Genomic DNA, 20,852 nt, shown 5'->3' with positions numbered 1-20,852 from the left:
AGTATCAATAAGCTATAAATAAACCTTATAAAGAGAAATACGTGGAATACGCAAGACTAAGAGTTGGCCTTTTTGGAGTTGGCCTAGAAGCCTATTGGGAGCAGTTTGATGGTTTGAAGGATCGGTTAAACGGCTATGTTCAACAGATGGCTGAAAAATTAACTGCATCGGATGTCGAAGTGGTAAACCTCGGATTGATAGACACGCCTGAAAAAGGCCTTCAGGCAGGCCATAACTTTAGAAAGGAGGATGTCGATATCCTATTTTTATACATCACAACTTATGCCTTGTCTTCTACAATTTTACCGGTGGTTCGACGGGCAAAAGTTCCCGTAATTGTTCTAAACCTATCTCCTGAAGCAAGTATCGACTATACCAACTTTAATAAGATGGGTAACCGTACCAGTATGACAGGAGCGTGGTTGGCGAATTGTTCTGCCTGCTCTGTTCCTGAAATAGCCAACGTATTTAAGCGATCGAATATACCCTTCCATCAGGTAACAGGTGTGCTGAATGAAGATCCACAATCATGGACTCAAATTCAAGAATGGTTGGAAGCGGCCAAAGTTGCAAACGTGATGTCGCACAATAGGCTTGGGCTAATGGGAAATTACTACGGTGGGATGCTTGATATTTACGCTAACCTTACTTTGCAATGTGCAACATTTGGAGGGCATATAGAGATTCTGGAGGTTGATGAACTGTCGCAAATCAAAGCAGGTGTAAGCCTGGAAGAAATAGGAGCGAAAGTGTATGAATTCAACCAGACCTTTGAGATTCAGGACGATTGCTCTGGTATAGAGCTCGAACGTGCCGCAAAAACTGCCGTAGCATTAGATAAGCTCGTTTTGAAACACAATCTGGGCTCAATTGCATATTATCATAAAGGAACCGGAAATTACCAGAATGAGGATACCATGAGTGCTGTGATTTTAGGCAATTCCTTGCTCACCGCGAGGGGAATTCCCGTGGCAGGAGAGTATGAGGTCAAGAATGCTCAAGCGATGAAGATCATGGATATCTTTGGCGCCGGTGGCTCTTTCACGGAATATTATGCAATGGATTTTAAGGATGATGTCGTATTGATGGGGCACGACGGACCTTGTCATGCTGGTACAGCTGAGGGTAAGATTAAGGTTAAACCTTTGAAAGAGTACCATGGTAAGGTTGGCTCAGGGTTGTCTGTGGAAATGTCTGTTAAGCATGGTCCGGTTACCCTGTTATCGGTAGTTGAAACTGTAGATGGAAAAATCATTTTTTTAGTGGCAGAAGCGGAGTCTGTAGCAGGCCCTATTCTGGAAATCGGAAATACCAACAGCAGATATAAATTTAGTATTGGTGCCCGTGCGTTCGTGGACAACTGGAATGCTCATGGTCCCGCCCATCATTGTGCAATCGGAACAGGTCATATCTCCGCAAAAATCACTAAATTGGGATTGTTGATTGGTGTAGAAACCATCCGTGTCTGCTAAAAAAAACATAAAGTACATCGTTGTAGTACTATGTTTAGGCATCGGTTCCCCCTTTTTTTTACAACATCAGACTTTATGTAAACCCTCCTCAATAACATCCTCCTTCCTTACTTTGGCAGCTTTGCATGGAGGATATACAATTGGTAGATACAAAAGCTAAAATAAATTCCAGGATATATTATAATTGAAACCTTAACCGTGGCCAACTGTTAATAAAGCAATTAAAAAGATTTGTTATGGAAACCAAGAATATAAATAACTCAAAAGAGCCTATCAAGGATGATACTAAGTTTGAGAATTCAGATATAGATCCTGGGTTTTTAGGACATCAGGAAGATAGCGAAGAATTAAAGGGGGAAGAAGATGAACGTGCACATAATATTGATTCGGATATTAGTATTAAAGAAATGCGTGAAGGAAAGAAGGATGGAGATAATAAAGAAATCGTAGCTGGTTCCCGTTAATAATGTCGATTCACAAACAGACTGGGTTACTTGACTTTATTAAAAATAAAAAGATCTTTAAAAATCCATTTACCTTCCTGAAGGTTGCCTCTTGCGATAACGAATTGATTTGTACTTCGTTTTTCGTAAAGTATGCGTAATTCTTCACCCTCTTTCTGGAATACTGCACGGTCTTTACTTGATTCGACAAAAGCATATCGGTCTTGCTTATCTTTTTCCTCAGAACCTATCAAGCCAGGTTGAAAGTGTTTTACAAGAGATACAAATCCTTTTTCTTGTCGTTCATAAGCCAGCATCTCATAGAGTGCAGCTTTTCCGTCTTTCATAAATCGCATAAAACCAAGTATATTACCGTTTTCCGGAGCGAGCCATACACCATCTATCGATTGTCCGTCTGTCGTTTTTGCCTTCCAATGACCTTCGATGAAGCTTACGTCGGCGACTGATCCCGTTTTTACATCGGTTTGGGCATATGACTTTAGGTTGAAACAGGTAACGAGTACGATAGAAAAAGTTATAAGGTATTTCATGACATTAAATTATAATTGGTTCTAGGTCAATATACAAAATCCCTTGAAAAATTGCGCATTTTTTCAAATACTTTTTGTTTGTCAGGACATGACATTTGCTTAGGGTTGGAGGGTCTATCTGATATAAAATTCTTTCAACCAATTCTATGTTCGAGGAACAAATCTCAGGACAGTGCATGATGGCTTTGTCGAAAATTTTATGGATACTAGTAAAGTTAAAAATTCAATTATTTTAAAGCCTAACCAATTATGAACCAGCAGCTAAACAGGCTCGTAACCTTAATGAGCGTAATCTTATTGTGCAATCTTCCAGGCAACGCAGTTGCGCAAAAGCTCTCTCTCTACGATTTAAAGGTGGAGCACATGGTAAATCCACTCAATATTGACAATCCAATGCCTCGTTTTAGCTGGAAAATCAATTCTGGAGTAAAAAATACGCTACAAACTAATTATGAAATCAAATTAGGTAAAAAAGCTACCATCGGGAATAAACCTTTTTGGTCTACTAATAAGGGTGTCGACCAGTCTGTATTGGTCCCTTACTCCGGACCTGAACTAGGTTCTAAAACAAAATACTTCTGGCAAGTGCGCATAAAAGATAACCATGGCAATACCTCTCCTTGGTCGGCAGTACAACATTTTCAAACGGGTTTAAAATCCGCAGATTGGACTGCTAAATGGATTACTGTTGAAGGTAAAGATACTTCGAAGATTAGTCCGCTGTTTAGAAAAGAGCTTTCATTATCGAAAGCTATCCGGTCGGCCATGATTTATATAACTGCCAAAGGTCTGTACGAGGCCAATATTAACGGTAAACGTGTGAGCGACTATTATTTCGCACCGGGATGGACCAGTTACAGGAAGCATTTACAGTATCAGGTTTATGATGTGACTAGCTCCCTCAAGAAAGGAGAGAATGTAATTGGCGTTACTTTAGGAGATGGATGGTATAAAGGCAGGATCGGTTTTGGTGGTCAGCATAATTTCTATGGAGACACCAGGGCGCTATTGCTTCAGCTGGAAGTGGAATATACAGATGGAACCAGAGAAACTATCAATAGTGATGGAAGTTGGAAAAGCAGCAACGGACCGATCTTGGCCTCTGACGTTTATGACGGAGAGACTTATGATGCCCGACGTGAGAAGAAGGGCTGGACCGTTACTGGTTATCAGGAAGATGCTTCCTGGAAAGCAGTTAGGGTCATAGAGAAAGGCACAGAACAATTGGTGGGTATGAGTGGACCCTTGGTTAAGAAACATGAAACCTTTAAAGCGCTGAAGATCTTTAAAACGCCGCAAGGAGAAACTGTCGTTGACTTCGGACAAAACATGGTGGGTTGGGTGATGTTAAAGGCAAAAGGCCCGGCAGGTACAAAAATTACGTTGAGTCATACCGAAGTTCTAGACAAGGCTGGAAATTTTTATCAGGAAAACCTTCGTTCGGCGAAAGCGCAGGATCACTATATTTTAAGTGGCAATGAAGAGCAGGTTTTTGAGCCACACTTTACTTTCCAAGGATTCAGATATGTAAGAGTTGATGGTTATCCAGGCGAATTAAAGCTTGAAGACTTAACTGGCGTTGCATTGTATTCTGATATGGAAGCGACAGGTAAATTCAGTACTTCTAACGCTTTGTTGAACCAATTACAACATAACATCCAATGGGGACAAAAAGGTAATTTCGTAGATGTGCCTACCGATTGTCCGCAGCGTGATGAGCGCTTAGGATGGACTGGTGATGCTCAGGCATTCGCAGCAACGGCGGCTTATAACATGGATGTATCTGGATTTTTCACTAAATGGCTTAAAGATGTTAAAGCTGACCAAACGCCAACCGGGGCTATTCCTCATGTAGTACCAAATGTTATAGACGACGGTCAGAGTGGTGCTGCCGGATGGGCAGACGTGGGCACCATAATTCCATGGGAGATGTACGTATCTTATGGAGACAAAAGAATCTTGGAAGTTCAATATGAAAGCATGCAGAAATGGGTCGGTTTTATCTCGTCACGGGCTAAGAACAATCTATGGAATTCAGGCTTCCATTTCGGAGACTGGTTGTTTTACCGTCCAAACGATGACAATGACGGTCGGTCAGCTGTGACCGACAAGTACATGATTGCTCAAACATTCTATGCACATTCGACACAGTTATTGATAAATGCAGCCAACGTTTTGGGTAAGAAAGAGGATGTTGAAAAGTACAGTAACCTATTGCAAGATATTAAGTCTGCTTATGTTAAGGAATACATGACTCCCAATGGAAAATTGGTATCCAATACGCAGACTGCGTATGTTCTGGCATTGCAGTTTGATATGCTTCCGGATAACTTAAGGCAGCAGGCTTCAGATCGTTTGGTTGCCAATGTGAGGGACTATGGTAACCACCTGACTACCGGTTTCTTGGGGACGCCTTATTTATGCCATGTGCTCAGCAGATTTGGTCATGAAGATGTTGCCTATGACCTTTTAATGCAAGAAAGTTATCCGTCATGGTTGTATCCTGTAAAAATGGGAGCAACAACGATTTGGGAAAGATGGGATGGCATTAAGCCTGATGGAAGTTTCCAGACGCCAGACATGAATTCTTTCAATCATTACGCTTATGGTGCGATAGGAGACTGGATGTATAAAAACGTAGCGGGGATCAATGTGGTCCCTTCTTCGCCTGGTTATAAAGAAATACTGATTAAGCCTATCCCTGGAGGAAAACTTACAAGTGCATCTGCTGAGCTTAATACTTCCTACGGAATGGTTAAATCATCATGGACACTTGTCGATGGGCTATTCAAATTAGATGTCACCGTTCCTGCAAACGCAAAAGCAACGGTCGTGCTACCAAAAAGTGGTAAAAAGGAGGAGATCGGTTCTGGCAATTATCACTTTGAATATAAGTACTAAATACCTTAACATTGTATAACACCCGAATACACAAGATGAAACCTAATTTACAGAAAACCTTAAATGCTTTGCTGCTATTTGCTGGTGTTGCTTTTTCTGCACAGGCATACGGCCGGGCGCAAACTGAACCTATTGATCTGCAAACTGAGCATCTGGTTTCCCCTTTAGGAATAGATGTTGCTAGTCCGCGTTTATCCTGGATGATGAAGGATGTGCGTCAAGGTGCAAAACAATTGGCTTACAGAGTTTATGTAGGTAAGGACTCCTTGGAGGTAGTGAAGAAAAAAGGCTTGTCCTGGGATTCGGGCAAACTACTATCTGCCAATAGCCTTGTTGTTTACAAAGGCAAACTTTTAGAGCCTTATACTAAATATTATTGGTTGCTGGAGATCTGGGGCAAAGATGGACTTACTAACTCTTCAACAGCGGTTTCTAGTTTTGAGACTGGGTTGATGTCGATGACTAACTGGAAGGGTTCATGGATCACGGACAATAATGGAATTGAAGTTAAACCCGCGCCTTATTTCAGAAAGGTATTTTCTGCAGAAAAAAAAATCAAATCTGCAAGAGCTTACATCGCTTGCGGTGGTTTGTATGAGCTGTATCTTAATGGTAAAAAGGTTGGAAACCATCGAATGGATCCAATGTACACACGTTTCGACAGACGTACATTATATGTTACCTATGATGTGACATCCCAACTACAGAACGGAAAAAATGCTGTAGGTGTACTATTGGGAAATGGCTGGTACAACCACCAATCTACTGCAGTATGGGATTTCCATAAAGCACCATGGAGGAACAGACCAACCTTTTGTCTCGATTTAAGAATCACATATGCGGATGGCACAGTGGAAACCGTAACCTCAGGAAGAGAGTGGAAAACCTCTTTGAGCCCCGTTACTTTCAACAGCATATATACCGCCGAACATTACGATGCGAGGTTAGAGCAATTGGGCTGGAACGTAGCAAATTTTGATGATGCCAAATGGGGCAATAGCACCTTTAGAAGTGCACCTTCAGATAATATTGTTTCACAACAACTACATCCAATAAGAAACGTAGAGAAAATAACAGCAAAATCATTAACTAAAGTAAATGATACCACCTATGTATTTGACCTGGGAAGAAACATTTCGGGAGTGAGCCAGATCAGTTTGAGTGCTGAGGCTGGTACTGTTGTCAAACTGAAACATACCGAGCGTCTGTATGCTAACGGTAGAGCAGATATGTCTAACATTGATCAACATTATCGTCCAACAGACAATACGGATCCTTTTCAAACTGATGTCTTAACCTTGAGCGGAAGAGGTGAGGAAAGCTTTACGCCACACTTTAACTACAAAGGATTTCAGTACGTTGAAGTAACCAGCAGCAAGCCAATCTTATTGACTAAAGGTAGTTTAGTAGGCTTTTTTATGCATAGCGATGTTCCTCCGGTAGGAGAAATCAAATCCTCTAACCCAACGTTAGACAAGATCTGGTTTGCCACCAACAATTCTTACCTATCTAACTTCTTTGGTTATCCTACGGATTGTCCGCAGCGTGAGAAGAATGGTTGGACTGGTGATGCGCATATTGCGGTAGAAACCGGGTTAATGAATTTTGATGGCATTACTATTTATGAAAAATGGTTGGCCGATCACCGGGATGAGCAACAGCCTAACGGCATTTTGCCTTCGATTATTCCAACAGACGGCTGGGGCTACGAATGGGGCAATGGACCAGACTGGACCAGTACGATTGCGATTATTCCATGGAACGTTTATTTGTATTATGGCGACGATAGAATTTTAAGAAACAACTACGACAACATCAAGAGGTATGTTGACCATATTGGAGATATTAGTCCATCGGGTTTAACAACCTGGGGGCTGGGGGATTGGGTTCCAGTGAGTACAAAGCCTCCTGTGGAGTTTACCTCATCCGTATTTTATTACGTTGACGCCGTGATCTTGTCAAAAACAGCTAAGCTTTTGAACAAGACAGAAGATTTTAACAAGTACGCTGCTTTTGCGCTTAAAATAAAAACTGCCTTCAATACTAAGTATTTAAATACTTCGACAGGAATGTACGGAGGGGGTTTGCAAGCGGAATTTGCTATGCCTTTGTATGCCGATTTGGTGCCTGAGAACCTGAAGACCAAAGTTGCCGCAAATCTTGCGAAGAAGGTTGGCGAAAGCAAAAACCATCCTGATGCCGGAATCCTTGGTGCTAAGGCCTTACTGCATGCATTAAGTGAGAACGGCTATTCAGATCTTGCCTACAAAGTGGCAGCTCAGGAAACCTATCCTTCATGGGGATGGTGGATTGTGAATGGCGCAACTACACTTTATGAAAACTGGAGAATAGACGCAAAGAGTGACATATCATTAAATCACATTATGTTTGGTGATATCGGTGCCTGGTTGTATAAAGGTATTGGCGGTATCAAAACTGATGAAAAGGCTGCAGGATTTAAAAACGTGATATTGAAACCTAATTTCGTTGTCGGACTGAACGAGTTCGAAGCGAAACATACAGGCCCATATGGTGAGATTATTTCTTCCTGGAAACGCAACGGGGATGCTGTTATCTATAAGGTTACCGTACCTGCAAACTCTTCTGCAACCATTTATCTTCCATTAGCTTCCGGTAAGAAAGCATACAGTGCAGGGAAGTTGAGCACAGCGATTGTAAACGTTCCTGCTGGCCAGTACTTGTACGAAATCAAATAATATGAAGCAGGTTCCCTTTTTTGATTTAATCAGCATTGACGAATATTCTGCGACTCCCAAGTATTTGCAACTTGGAAGCGCGATCATCAATGCTGTCGAAGAAGGAAAGTTGGATAAGGCACATCTGTTGCCATCAATAAATGAATTGAGTGTAAAGCTAGAGATTTCCAGGGATACTGCGGAAAAAGGCTATAAGTACCTGAAGAACCTTGGCGTAATCAATTCTGTACCCGGTAAGGGATATTACATTTCAAACCTGGAATTCAAGCAGAAACTTAAAATATTTCTACTCTTCAATAAATTGAGTGCTCATAAAAAAATAGTCTACGATGCCTTCATAGCCGCATTGGGCGATGAGGTAGCAGTGGATTTCTATGTTTACAATAATGATTTCAGGTTGTTTAAAAGGTTTCTGACCAATAAGAAAGAGAATTATTCCCATTACGTGATCATTCCTCACTTTATCGAAGGGGAAGAGTATGCCAGAGATATCATTAATAAGATTCCTAAAGAGAAGTTGATTCTATTGGATAAAAAAATAGCAGGTGTTGATGGAGAATATGCTGCCGCTTATGAAAACTTCGAGAAAAATATCTATGAAGCATTGGAGCAGGCGAGGGAAGAGTTGAGTAAGTACCATACGCTGAAGATCATCTTCCCGAAAAAAAGTTATTTTCCGAAGGAGATTCTGGACGGGTTCCATCGTTTTTGTCAGCAATATGCCTTTTCCCACCATGTGGTAAGCAATATCACCACTGAGCCGATCAATGAAGGAGAGGTGTTTATCAATTTGATGGAGGCCGACCTGGTGATCTTGCTGGAACGCTTGATTAGTCTTAACTTTCAGATTGGAAAAGACATAGGGGTGATTTCCTATAACGAGACACCTTTAAAAAAAATCTTACTAAACGGGATCACCACTATCTCTACGGACTTCAGGTTTATGGGTACGGTAGCGGCAGATTTGATCCTTGATAACTCGAAGAGACATATTGAGGTTCCTTTTTATTACATTAAGCGCGCTTCACTATAACAAAAATGCGCGAATTGCCTGTTTCATGATAGTACAGGACGGTTCAGCAGAACCATTCCTTTAATTTAGTAATATATATTTCTAACCAATTTATAAACTTAACAGTATGCCAGTAATCTTCGGAGTAATATTTCATTTTATAGGAGGCTTCGCTTCCGGTAGTTTCTACATTCCTTATAAGAAAGTCAAAGGCTGGGCCTGGGAGAGCTATTGGATCGTAGGTGGATTAGCCTCCTGGTTAATTGTTCCGCCAATAGCAGCTTACCTGACCATTCCTGGGTTTATGGATATCATCAAGGCAACAAATGGCCAGATCTTATTGCTCACTTACTTTTTTGGTTTACTTTGGGGAATAGGAGGTCTGACTTACGGCCTGGGTGTGCGCTATCTTGGTGTATCACTTGGTAGTTCAATTATCCTTGGTTTGTGTTCTGTTTTTGGCGCTATTATACCATCAATCTATTATAATTTTAATCCTAAAGCGGGTAAAGATAGTTTCAATGACATGATTGGTAGCCCTTGGGGCCAATTGGTGTTAGCCGGCCTGGTAGTCTGCGTGGTCGGTATCATTGTGTGTGGCAAGGCTGGAGGAATGAAAGAGAAAGACCTGATTGCATCGGGTAAAGCAGATCCTTCAAATAAGGAATATAAACTTGGCATTGGCCTGATTGTTTCGATTGTCTCGGGGGTATTAAGTGCCTGTTTTGCTTTTGGTATTGATGCTGGAAAAGTAATGGCAGAGACGGCAAACGAATCCTGGAAAGTCCTTCATCCAGCACAGGGAGAGTTCCTTTTTCAAAACAACGTAACTTATATCGTTATTTTATGGGGTGGATTGACGACCAACTTCTTTTGGTGTATGCTATTAAACTTCCGCAATAAAACATTTGGAGATTATACCAATAATAAGACACCTCTTCTTAAGAATTACATCTTCTCTGCCTTAGCTGGTACTACCTGGTTTTTACAGTTCTTCTTTTATGGAATGGGCGAAAGTAAACTGGGTAACGGAGCTAGTTCATGGATTTTGCACATGGCATTTATTATTCTGGTTGCCAATGCCTGGGGCTTGGTATTGAAAGAGTGGAGTGGCGTGCAGAGAAAAACATTTATTACCGTTATAGTTGGCATTGGGATCATCATCCTATCCGTCCTGATTGTGGGCTACGGTAATTCATTAAAGATATAATATATACAAATTATGACTGTTAGAACGACTGACTTTAAACATGTAAGTTATTTATGGGACGATGCAAAAGCTGCTGAAATAGCAGGAGATGAAGTTGCATTGTTGATCTACCGATCCAATTTATTGGGAGCGGATTTGCGTTTGACTAACTATGGGGGAGGAAATACATCCTGCAAGGCCATGACCAAACATCCTTTAACTGGAGAAGAAACCCGCGTAATGTGGGTAAAGGGGTCTGGTGGAGATATTGGTACCTTGAAGAAAAGTGGACTGGCAGCTTTGTATGTCGACCGGCTGGAAAGCTTGAAGAATATATACCGCGGATTGGAGTATGAGGATGAAATGGTGGAACTTTTTAATCATTGTATCTACGATCTTAGTTCTAAAGCACCTTCTATTGACACTGCGTTACATGGCTTTTTACCCTTCGATCATATAGATCATTTACATCCAGATGCAGCAATCGCAATCGCTGCGGCAAAAGATGGCAAGGAAATCACTGCTAAACTATTTAATGGAGAGATTGGTTGGGTGGAATGGCAGAAACCAGGTTTTGATCTGGGTTTACAGCTGAGACAATGTTTGGATGAGAACCCAGGGATCAAAGGCATTATGCTTGGGTCTCATGGTTTATTTACCTGGGGTAACACCGCTTATGAAAGTTATATTAATACGCTTGAGGTAGTTGAGAAATGCGCAGCATATCTGGTGGAAAACTACGGTAAAAAAGGACCTGTATTTGGGGGACAAAAAATAATAAGTTTAGCGGAAGCAGACAGAATTAAACAAGCAGCTGCTTTGGCTCCTGTATTGAGAGGCTTGTGCTCGAGTAAAAACCACATGATTGGACATTTTACTGATGATAGTCGGGTATTGGAATTTATCAATTCTAATGATCTTGATACCTTAGCGCCATTGGGGACAAGTTGTCCGGATCACTTCCTGAGAACCAAGATCAGCCCATTAGTGTTGAAGCTTGATCCTTCGGAAGATTTAAGTGATGTCGATGCCTTAAAAGTTAAGTTACTTCCCGAATTTGAAACGTACAGAGGAATGTACACTTCGTACTACGAGACATGTAAGCATGAGAATAGTCCGGCAATCAGAGACACTAATCCGGTAATTATTCTATATCCCGGTGTAGGGATGTTTTCTTTCTCGAAAGACAAGCAGACTGCAAGGGTTGCAGCAGAGTTTTATATCAATGCGATCAACGTGATGAAGGGTGCAGAAGCTATTTCTTCCTACACTTCTTTACCTCGTCAGGAAGCCTTTAACATTGAATACTGGTTGTTAGAGGAAGCGAAATTACAACGTATGCCTAAACCAAAAGCTTTATCCGGAAGGATTGCCTTGGTAACAGGTAGCGCTGGCGGCATAGGTAAGGCAATCGCAAAGAAATTTATCGATGAGGGTGCAGTTGTTGTGGTGAACGACAATGATGAAGGGCGATTGTCTGAGGCAGATTCATGGTTTGGAACTGCTTATTCCAAAGATAGTTTTACCACTGCCTTACTTGATGTAACAAATGGAGAACAGATTCGTGATGCTTTTGATGTTGCTGCTCTTTCTTTTGGTGGGGTGGATATTGTAGTAAACTGTGCTGGTCTGTCTATATCGAAACCTATTGAAGAACATACAGAGAAAGATTGGGACATCCTTTATGATGTGTTGGTGAAAGGGCAATTCTTTATCACACAGGCAGGGGTTAATGTGATGAGAAAACAAGATATTGGTGGCGATGTGATCAATATCGTTAGCAAAAATGCCTTGGTATCCGGACCAAATAATGCGGGTTATGGATCGGCGAAGGCGGCACAATTGCATTTAAGCAGATTAAATGCAGCTGAGCTTGGCGCTGATAGAATCAGAGTAAACGTGGTGAATCCTGATGCTGTGATTTCAGACAGTAAAATCTGGGCTGGAGACTGGGCAGAGGGAAGGGCAAAAGCATATGGGATTACCGTAGCAGAGCTGCCTGGTTTTTATGCAAAACGTACGCTATTAAATGAGGTTATTCTACCTGAAGATATTGCAAATGCATGTTTTGCGATAACTGGAGGTCTATTAAATAAATCAACAGGAAATGTTTTAAATGTTGATGGCGGTGTTGCCACAGCATTTGTACGCTAAAATTGAACTTATGAAACTAGAAAATTATCATATAGAATCAAACAATTCAGACCTTGTAGCTGCTCATCAGCGCAAATTAGAATTTATTAGTTCAGAAATCCCAGAATCTTCAGCTATCATTGATAAGTTAGTAGATTTTCAAATTGCTATTCCCAGCTGGGCTTTAGGAACCGGAGGAACCAGATTTGGCCGTTTCTCTTCTGGTGGAGAACCAAGGAATATCGAGGAAAAGATCGAGGACATCGGTCTTCTTCACAAGCTAAATGGGGCAAGTGGAGCAATCTCTCTGCATATTCCATGGGATACAGCAGACAATCCTGCTGCAATTAAAGCCTTAGCAGCGCAGCATGGTTTGCGTTTTGATGCCATGAACTCGAATACTTTTCAGGATCAGACAGATCAGGAATTAAGCTATAAGTTTGGATCACTGCAACACGTCGATAAAGCCGTTAGACAACAAGCAATTGACCATAATATTGAGGTGATCAGACAAGGAGTTGAATTGGGATCGAAAGCATTAACCGTATGGTTATCTGATGGATCCTGCTTTCCCGGTCAACTGAACTTTAGAAAAGCTTTCCAAAACACATTGGAAAGTTTGAGAGAGATTTATGCGGCTTTACCAGCTGATTGGAAGGTTTTTGTTGAATATAAAGCATTTGAACCTAATTTTTATTCCACTACGGTAGGAGACTGGGGACAATCATTGCTATACACCAGTAAATTGGGTTCGCAGGCTTATACCTTGGTAGATCTTGGTCATCATTTGCCAAACGCGAACATTGAGCAGATCGTTTCCTTATTGCTGATGGAAGAAAAATTGGGCGGTTTCCACTTTAACGATTCAAAATATGGAGATGACGATTTGACTGCCGGAAGCATGAAGCCTTACCAATTGTTCCTGATTTTTAATGAACTGGTAGAAGGTATGGATACGCGCGGAATGAACCATAAAGATGATCTGGGCTGGATGATTGATGCTTCGCACAACGTAAAGGATCCATTAGAAGATCTTTTACAATCAGTAGAAGCCATTATGATTGCTTATGCTCAGGCACTCTCTGTGGATAGGGAAGCTTTAATTGTAGCGCAGGCGATCAGTGATGTTGTTCGTTGTCAGGAGATTTTACAGCAGGCTTTTAGAACAGATGTTCGTCCGCTTGTAGCAGAAGCACGTCTCCGAGCTGGTGCAGCGCTTGACCCTCTAGGGGTTTACAGACAAAACAAAGTTAGGGAAGAACTGATTAAAAACCGTGGTGCCAAAACTGTTGCTACAGGACTATAAGAATGACATTAAACCGTGATGCGATACCAGTAGTTGCAGTTTTTGATGTGGGTAAAACCAATAAGAAGCTGTTTTTATTTGACGAGAATTATAAGATTGTCTTCGAAAGAAGTGCCAGGTTTACAGAAACTGAAGACGAAGATGGAGACCCATGTGAGAATTTGGAGAGCTTAAGGCTCTCCATTTTTGATTCCTTGCGTGAGGTGTTTAAGAATCCTGCTTTCGACGTGAAGTCTATAAATTTTGCTACCTATGGAGCAAGCTTTGTATACATTGATGAAGATGGGAGGCCATTGGCTCCCCTATACAACTATTTGAAGGATTATCCGGAAGATTTGAAAGCAAAATTCTATGCTGATTACGGTGGGGAAGAAGTATTCAGTAACCTAACTGCTTCACCTGTATTAGGTAGTTTAAATTCTGGAATGCAGTTGTATAGGTTCAAGCACGAAAAACCGGAGATCTTTAAAAAGATTAAGTATGCGCTGCATTTACCACAGTATCTGAGCTACCTGATTTCTGGTGAGGCTTATTCTGACATCACTAGTATTGGTTGTCACACTAATCTTTGGGATTTTACTAAAAACACTTATCACGAATGGGTGGAGAAAGAGGGTATTACGGCCAAACTAGCTCCTATTGTGCCCTCAGATAGTGTGATGCCGGCTGTCTTTCCAGGCAATAATTACACTGTTGGAGCTGGATTTCACGATAGCTCAGCAGCATTAATTCCCTATTTGGTAAGTTTCTCTGAGCCCTTTATTCTTCTTTCTACAGGCACATGGTGCATTAGCCTGAATCCTTTCAATGCATCACCACTAACAGCTGAGGAATTGCAAAACGATTGCCTATGCTACTTGCAATATCAGGGTAAACCTGTTAAAGCTTCTAGGCTATTTGCAGGATATGAACATGAACAGCAGGTGAAAAGAATTGCTGAGCATTATGGAACCGATATCATCAGTTATCGGGCAGTTCCATATGATCCAAAGATCATAGAAACTTTGGAGTCCTCGACAAAGACTACTAAGGAACAAAAGGCTGGCAAAACCCTTAAGGAATCCGCCTTTGGAGACCGCGACCTTTCAAAGATAGATTCAGATATCGTCGCTTATCACCAGCTCATTTTGGATCTGATAGATGCACAATATGTTTCGACACAAATGGTGTTGAAAGGGACGAAGGTGAAACGGATATTTGTAGATGGAGGCTTCAGTAAGAACGTGATATTCATGAATCTACTGGCAAGGGCATTCCCGAAAGTAGAAGTCTTTGCGGCCCATATGGCCCAGGCAACAGCAATTGGAGCTGCCATTGCCATCCATAAGTCCTGGAATACCAAGCCAATGCCGAACGACATTATCGGCTTGAAATATTATTCTTTATTACAACCTCAAAAAGGCTAGTTGAACACCATTTTCGAGTAAGCTTTAGTTGCGTCAATAGCCAATTGAGGCAAAACCATCACTTGAAACAGCTACATAGTGTGAAGTCTGCTTTACCACAAGCCCTAATGCATCAGAGGGACTATTGTAATTTCCTGGAATGTGAATTTTCGGAGTTGCAGAATCTGAATTTTCAACAGTGTACTTTAGTTTTACTTTGCCTGCTGGAGTAATCAGTTTACTTACAATGAATATAGTTTTGAGAGTTACCTCCGAGTTGGAGAGGTGGATTCTAGTTTTTCAAATTGAATGGTATGATTTGGTCTGGCAAAGAAAGATGTTTCCCAGCTCGCACCGGCAAGTGTCAATGCGGTTGTTTCTTGGTCTTTTTTCCAGCCTAGGCTGACAACACATGAATACCCCCTAAATGATTAGAGTGAATAAGTCTTTTAGGAATGATCACTTTGTCAAAGATTACCAAAGTAGGCATTAAGAGTACCGCCGATGGTGTTAACAAAGTTTATAGAAAAGCTACCATACAGAAATAGGTAGGATAATATGTTATCAAGTTTGTATGTAGGTATGATTAAACATTACAATAAAACGTCCTGGAATAGCCGGTTTTGTGTAACTGGTAATTTGTAACTGTTTAGTGTAATAACTATTGGCGTTAAAGAAACCTCATTTTTTATAAATTCTAGTTTTACACTTAAACCTTCGTTTTTATGTAATTTTTAAAACTCTCATTAGCGGTTAGTTTATATATGAACTTTAATAATAAATTGCAGCAAATCTTCAACGGTATTTTGCCTTTTATCTATGTATTCTCGAAAAACTACCCTTTTTTGATAATTCGCACAGGAAGTGCTTCCATGATTTAGGTTAGGAAATCATGGAAGTTGAATGTTATGAAACTTTTAGAATACCTCTTAATTACTACGGCTTTTTAACGTTTCTGCACCTGTGCTTCTTTCTCTTGGTGATTTTACAGTTTGTTTTCCAAAGTTGTAACTAAATGTTAGTGATGCTCTTCTAGATGCCCATTTGTTTATTACGGACAAATCCACATTTTTATATTGGACAAAACCTGTATATTGAGAGGTGAGAAATATATCACTTACGTTAAAAGTTAACCTTGCACGCCTATCAAAAAGCGACTTTTGAATGCCAGCATTAGTACTATAGTTGGCCGTTGTAGCTCGTTCAATTCCAAAAGTGCGCGGAGAAATAAAATTAAAGCTTAACTCGGCATTCCAGGTATCCGACAATTTAAATGTGTTATAAGTACTGAAAGAATATTTGAATTTGCTATTATTAAACTCTGTGTTTGACGAAAGCTTATCTCTATATGCATCATGGTTAGCACTGAATTGATTTTGCATAGACCACCAATGACAAACAGTAACAGGGAAAGATATATTAATGTAGAACCCTTTGTAACTGCCCAGATTACCTTGTATTGCGCTGACAACTTTAGTAGAATCGTTTTGCTCAGTAAGCTGAAGAATTACGTCCTTAGTTTGGGAGTATCCGATGGACGAAGTTATACTGTTTTTGTAAGTATAACTAACCTGATAACTGTCAGTAAATTGAGGATTAAGAAATGGGTTTCCCTGATCGATTGTATACTTATCTATATAAAATATAAAAGGGTTTAATTGTTGGTAATTAGGCCTGCCAATCCTCCTGCTATAAGAATACCTTATAAAATTATCCTTATTTATAGTTTGATTTATGAAAATTGAAGGAAAGAAGGATAAGTAATGTTTCTTTGACGTTTGTTGATCTGTCAAGGATTGTCCGTTGGAATAAGTTTGCTCAGCCCGTAATCCTGCCTGTATTGCCCAGTTTGTCCAGTTTTGATTTAAACTTACGTAAGCCGCATTGACATTCTCCTTATATACAAAATAGTTAGATTGTGTTGGAATATTCTCCCATGCGCCAGAGATAAGCTGGTCAAATTGGCTATTATTCTTTGTTTGAACATAATCACTTTTTAAACCACCTTCTAACTTAAGGCTTTCAGAAACTGGAACAGTTAAGTCTGCTTTAGCGGTATAAATATTGATATTGACATCGGTTTCGTTTCGATGCACCGTATTATCGGTTAGATTACCAAAGTTACCTATGTAATTAGTATTGAAATTTTGGTCTTTGGCATTACTATAGCCAGAATACGTAGCATCAAAAGTCAGTGTAGTACCGTTATCATCAAAATCGTGTTTTATATTAAAATTTGTTGTTAAGTTCCGTCTAGGGCTCTGTGTATTGGAGTTTTGAAATAAAGAATTTTGTGTTTCGATGCCTGAATTTATTTCGTTTATGATTGTTTTACTATCACCGTTTATTTTTTCGTTGTTTGCTTCTCCTTCAAATAAGACACCGTAGGTGGTTCTTGGAGAGGCTAAATAATCTATTCCAGTGCGGACTGAAAGGCCAGTACCTTTCATTGGATTGGTATTAAATCCATCAAAAGTGGTAAGACTTTCCCCCAAATCTACATTTCTATGAAGTGTTGTTTGGGAATAATCAGCATTGCTGTTAGGGTTTAAATTGATATACATATTCAATTTATCTGTCCTATGATTTAGATTTAAATTAAGCGACTCCCGTATTAAATCTTTTGGTCCATACGGCACCAAGCCTTGGCTAACTGTTGCAGAAGCACTTCCGTTTGTTCCAAAAAATTTATTCTTTTTCAATTTAATATCAATAATGCCAGCGGTTCCTGATGCGTCGTATTTAGCAGATGGGTTGGTAATTATTTCAATGCTTGAAATTTGGTCACTGCTCATATTACGCAACATATTGGCTAGATCAGCCGCGGATAGAATGTTTCTTCTTCCGTTAATCATTACCATTACTCCGGATTTGTCGTTAAGTCTTATATTAACATTTTGATTATCTACGATAACCCCTGGGGCAATTGACAATACATCCAATGCCGTCTTTCCACTTGCCAGGATACTATTTTCTACATTTAAAACCGTTCTATCTATTCGCTGCTCGATAAAGGGCTTCTTACCAACGATAGCCACTACCTTTAACTGCTTTGATGACGTAAAAAGCAAAATATCAGGCAACTTAACGATTTTCAAATCGCCTAATGTGAGCGCCACGGATAAACTATCCATCCCGATCTGGGAAATATTAATTAAATAATCGCCTCTTTCATGAACAACTAATTTAAAATAACCGCTAGTATCAGTCTGCGTAAATTGGGAGATTTTATCAGAACTATTTCGCATAATACTGACATTTGCAAATATCACAGGCTGACGCCCGTTGTCTAATAAGCGTCCATTGATTTCATAACTAATTTGCTGATTTTCTCTTTTCAACAAAATGTTACCATCAATCTGTCTAAAAGAAAAAAAGGTATTTTGCAACAACTCCGTGAGCGTCTCCTGCACGGTTCTTCTACCAATTGGAAGATTCAAATTGTCAAATGATTTAATATCCGACTTTCTATAATAAAACCGTAAGGAAGTTTGTTCTTCGATTTGTCTAAGGCAACTTGCCAGACTCTCTTGTTTTAGTCCGATGGTTACTTCCTCAGTAGCCATACTTTGCCCTTTACCCGGAGTGGCCATTAGTACCTGAAAAGTGGTTATTAATAAGATAGTTACAATTCCGCTTACGCGCATTAACTGGTGGATTAACAATGAATTAAATAGTTTGTGACCGATTGAAGCATAAAATACTCTCGGTTCCCGCTTCTCTGCAGAAATATTCATATTTTTAACTGTTTTAAGTGATTACCCAATGATTTAAAACCCCGGTCTCCGGGAAGCTTGTAAGCCGATTGCCGTCGGTTTACAGGCTTTATTTCTATGTTTATCCTGTCAAGATAGAAACAGGTTTAAAATTTCTCTACGTCATATTCCTAAGTCTTGTTCCATAATAATATTGCTATCATTTACAACCAGGGCCGTCGATCATGATAGTTCCATCTGGCATAGTCTCGAAAGTGGCATTGTTAAAAGCGCAAATAACATTTAATATTTTATTCAGTTTTTCTCCCTTTAATGCTGTACCTGTAAAGCGACAATCTTTAAGTTTTTCGTTCCTGAAATTGATCTTTACTTTGAAACGATATTCTAGCTCTAACACTGCGTCAGCCAACCTGATATCATCAAAATGAATGTCGTTGTACTGCCAGGCTGCTACCGTACGAGAATCCACGGTGGATCGAACTGCTTTACTATTTTGGGTATCGAAGCTTATCTGCTGGTTAGGGGTGAGTATACCAAGCATTTTAGTGCCATCGGCAACACTTACCTTACCACGTGCTACAGTAACTTCAATAGTATGTTTGCTTTTATCTTCTTTAATGTTAAAGGCTGTACCTAATACAGTGGTGACTATATCGCCCGTATGGATTATAAATGGTTTCGCAGCATTATGTGCAATATCAAAATAGGCTTCCCCGGAAAGATAGACTTCCCTGATGCTACCATTAAAGGCCTTTGAAGTCTTTAGTTCCGCTCCAGAATTTAGCCAGACTTTGCTCCCATCTGGTAGAGTAAGCTGTTTTTCATGATGATCAATGACTGATATCGAAGCTGATGTTGTGGATGTTTCTTGTTTGTCTAAGTGTGTCCAGGCCAAATAAAATCCAGAAACTATGATCAAAGTTGCCGCTATGCCAGCTACCTTATACCATAAGCGCCTTTGTGGGCGCATAATTACCAGTTTGGCCTCTTTATCCTTTACTGTATTTTTTATATCTACAAATACATTGGAAAGCCATTTGTCTTTCTCGGAACGATTCATTTGCTGCCATTCTGAATCGGGATTTCCATTCTCTTGTAACCACTGTTCAACGAGTTCATTCTCGTCAATAGTGGTTTTGTTTTTTAAATAACGATCAAGTAAATCTTCTACTTTATTACGGTTCATTGTGCAGGATTTCACAATAGTCGTTTGAACCGGCGCTTGGTACTATAAGAAAAGATTTTTTTTTAATAAAGGTGGGAGCTAGAATAGCCACCTAAGTATAAAGCCCAAACAAGTATGTATGTTAGTGACTGACGCAAGTGTTTTAAAGCAACAGTTAACTGGTTTTTTACGGTTTGCTCTGATACTTCCAACTTACCCGCAATTTCTTTAATAGTCAAATGCTCCTCTCGGCTTAATTTATAAACCTCTTTTACCCGTGGAGATAGCCCTTCAAGTACTACATTTACCTGTTGTTGTAATTCTTTAGTTGCGATCTGCCGCTCGACTTCAGGATCGTAGCTTTGGCTTAACGTAGAGATCATACCTGCATAGTCTTCTCGCGTAACATTTCTCCTGATTTTGTCTATAATGCGATACCTAACTAATGTAAATAAATAGCTTTCTAATTTCCGATGAACTATCTGGGTTTTCCTTTCTTCCCATAATGTGACAAACAAGTCATGAATGATGTCATGCGCATCTTCAAGACAGTATAATTTCGAGCTGGCAAAACCTACAAGATTTTCTGCGTAGCGAATATAAATTTCAGTAAAGGCGGCCTCATCATCTTCTTTTAAAAGATCTATTAATTGTTGATCATGTAAAGATTGATATTCAGCCATAATTATCAGACTTGGTCATAGAGGGTAAGTTACAGGAGATGACCCTCAATTACAAATAATCGGACGATAAGCTCAAACATTTACCTCTTAACTTCAACTTGCTCATGATAAATGCAATCCTGTTATTATAAACCCTCCCTATTTGATAATCTGTTGTAAACAAATCTTCATGCTTCAAC

13 protein-coding genes are annotated in these 20,852 nt (G+C 40.0%); 9 read left to right on the top strand and 4 right to left on the bottom strand.

The genetic code is table 11. The features are described 5' to 3' along the window. The first annotated feature begins 41 nt into the window (after positions 1-41). Positions 42-1,472 carry an arabinose isomerase gene (locus ACHFIZ_RS04875; protein ID WP_410883415.1) on the top strand — a complete coding sequence of 477 codons (1,431 nt, stop codon included), beginning with the start codon at positions 42-44 and terminating at the stop codon, positions 1,470-1,472. A 236-nt stretch (positions 1,473-1,708) separates the two neighbouring features. Then, positions 1,709-1,936: a hypothetical protein gene (locus tag ACHFIZ_RS04870; protein ID WP_410883413.1), complete on the top strand. Its 228-nt coding sequence runs from the start codon at positions 1,709-1,711 to the stop codon at positions 1,934-1,936. Positions 1,937-1,962: 26 nt separating this feature from the next. On the opposite strand, the gene ACHFIZ_RS04865 is transcribed toward ACHFIZ_RS04870, so the two are convergent. Then, complete coding sequence (locus tag ACHFIZ_RS04865; protein ID WP_410883411.1) at positions 1,963-2,466, bottom strand: DUF6265 family protein; 504 nt, start codon at positions 2,464-2,466, stop codon at positions 1,963-1,965. A gap of 249 nt (positions 2,467-2,715) precedes the next feature. Between ACHFIZ_RS04865 and ACHFIZ_RS04860 the strand changes: the two genes are divergently transcribed. From ACHFIZ_RS04860 to ACHFIZ_RS04830, 7 genes are all read left to right on the top strand, one after another. Beyond that, the gene (locus ACHFIZ_RS04860; protein ID WP_410883409.1) at positions 2,716-5,367 is read left to right on the top strand and encodes a family 78 glycoside hydrolase catalytic domain; all 2,652 of its coding nucleotides are present in this window, start codon (positions 2,716-2,718) and stop codon (positions 5,365-5,367) included. 35 nt (positions 5,368-5,402) lie between these two features. After that, positions 5,403-8,084, top strand: a complete 2,682-nt coding sequence (locus tag ACHFIZ_RS04855) for a family 78 glycoside hydrolase catalytic domain (RefSeq protein ID WP_410883407.1) — start codon at positions 5,403-5,405, stop codon at positions 8,082-8,084. A 1-nt stretch (position 8,085) separates the two neighbouring features. Then, positions 8,086-9,117 (top strand): transcriptional regulator, encoded by a 1,032-nt coding sequence (locus ACHFIZ_RS04850; RefSeq protein ID WP_410883405.1) that lies wholly within the window; start codon positions 8,086-8,088, stop codon positions 9,115-9,117. 106 nt (positions 9,118-9,223) lie between these two features. Then, entirely contained in the window at positions 9,224-10,306 is a 1,083-nt protein-coding gene (gene rhaT / locus ACHFIZ_RS04845) for an L-rhamnose/proton symporter RhaT (protein WP_410883403.1), read from the top strand. A gap of 12 nt (positions 10,307-10,318) precedes the next feature. Beyond that, positions 10,319-12,439, top strand: a complete 2,121-nt coding sequence (locus ACHFIZ_RS04840; RefSeq protein WP_410883401.1) for a bifunctional aldolase/short-chain dehydrogenase — start codon at positions 10,319-10,321, stop codon at positions 12,437-12,439. 10 nt (positions 12,440-12,449) lie between these two features. Next, positions 12,450-13,724, top strand: a complete 1,275-nt coding sequence (locus ACHFIZ_RS04835; protein ID WP_410883399.1) for a TIM barrel protein — start codon at positions 12,450-12,452, stop codon at positions 13,722-13,724. 2 nt (positions 13,725-13,726) lie between these two features. Continuing rightward, positions 13,727-15,130, top strand: a complete 1,404-nt coding sequence (locus ACHFIZ_RS04830) for an FGGY-family carbohydrate kinase (protein WP_410883397.1) — start codon at positions 13,727-13,729, stop codon at positions 15,128-15,130. A gap of 908 nt (positions 15,131-16,038) precedes the next feature. On the opposite strand, the gene ACHFIZ_RS04825 is transcribed toward ACHFIZ_RS04830, so the two are convergent. The 3 genes from ACHFIZ_RS04825 to ACHFIZ_RS04815 all read right to left on the bottom strand — a co-directional run bounded on the left by ACHFIZ_RS04825 (position 16,039) and on the right by ACHFIZ_RS04815 (position 20,673). Continuing rightward, positions 16,039-18,846 carry a TonB-dependent receptor domain-containing protein gene (locus ACHFIZ_RS04825; protein ID WP_410883395.1) on the bottom strand — a complete coding sequence of 936 codons (2,808 nt, stop codon included), beginning with the start codon at positions 18,844-18,846 and terminating at the stop codon, positions 16,039-16,041. A 178-nt stretch (positions 18,847-19,024) separates the two neighbouring features. Continuing rightward, positions 19,025-20,011, bottom strand: coding sequence for a FecR domain-containing protein (locus tag ACHFIZ_RS04820; RefSeq protein WP_410883393.1), 987 nt, complete (start codon positions 20,009-20,011; stop codon positions 19,025-19,027). A 62-nt stretch (positions 20,012-20,073) separates the two neighbouring features. Then, entirely contained in the window at positions 20,074-20,673 is a 600-nt protein-coding gene (locus tag ACHFIZ_RS04815) for an RNA polymerase sigma-70 factor (protein ID WP_410883391.1), read from the bottom strand. Between the last annotated feature and the right edge of the window lie 179 nt (positions 20,674-20,852).

The sequence above is a fragment of the Pedobacter sp. JCM 36344 genome (assembly GCF_046546555.1).
Taxonomy (GTDB): Bacteria; Bacteroidota; Bacteroidia; order Sphingobacteriales; family Sphingobacteriaceae; genus Pedobacter.
The sequence above is the reverse complement of the archived record's forward strand: the minus strand, read 5'-3'. Positions and strand labels throughout refer to the sequence as shown.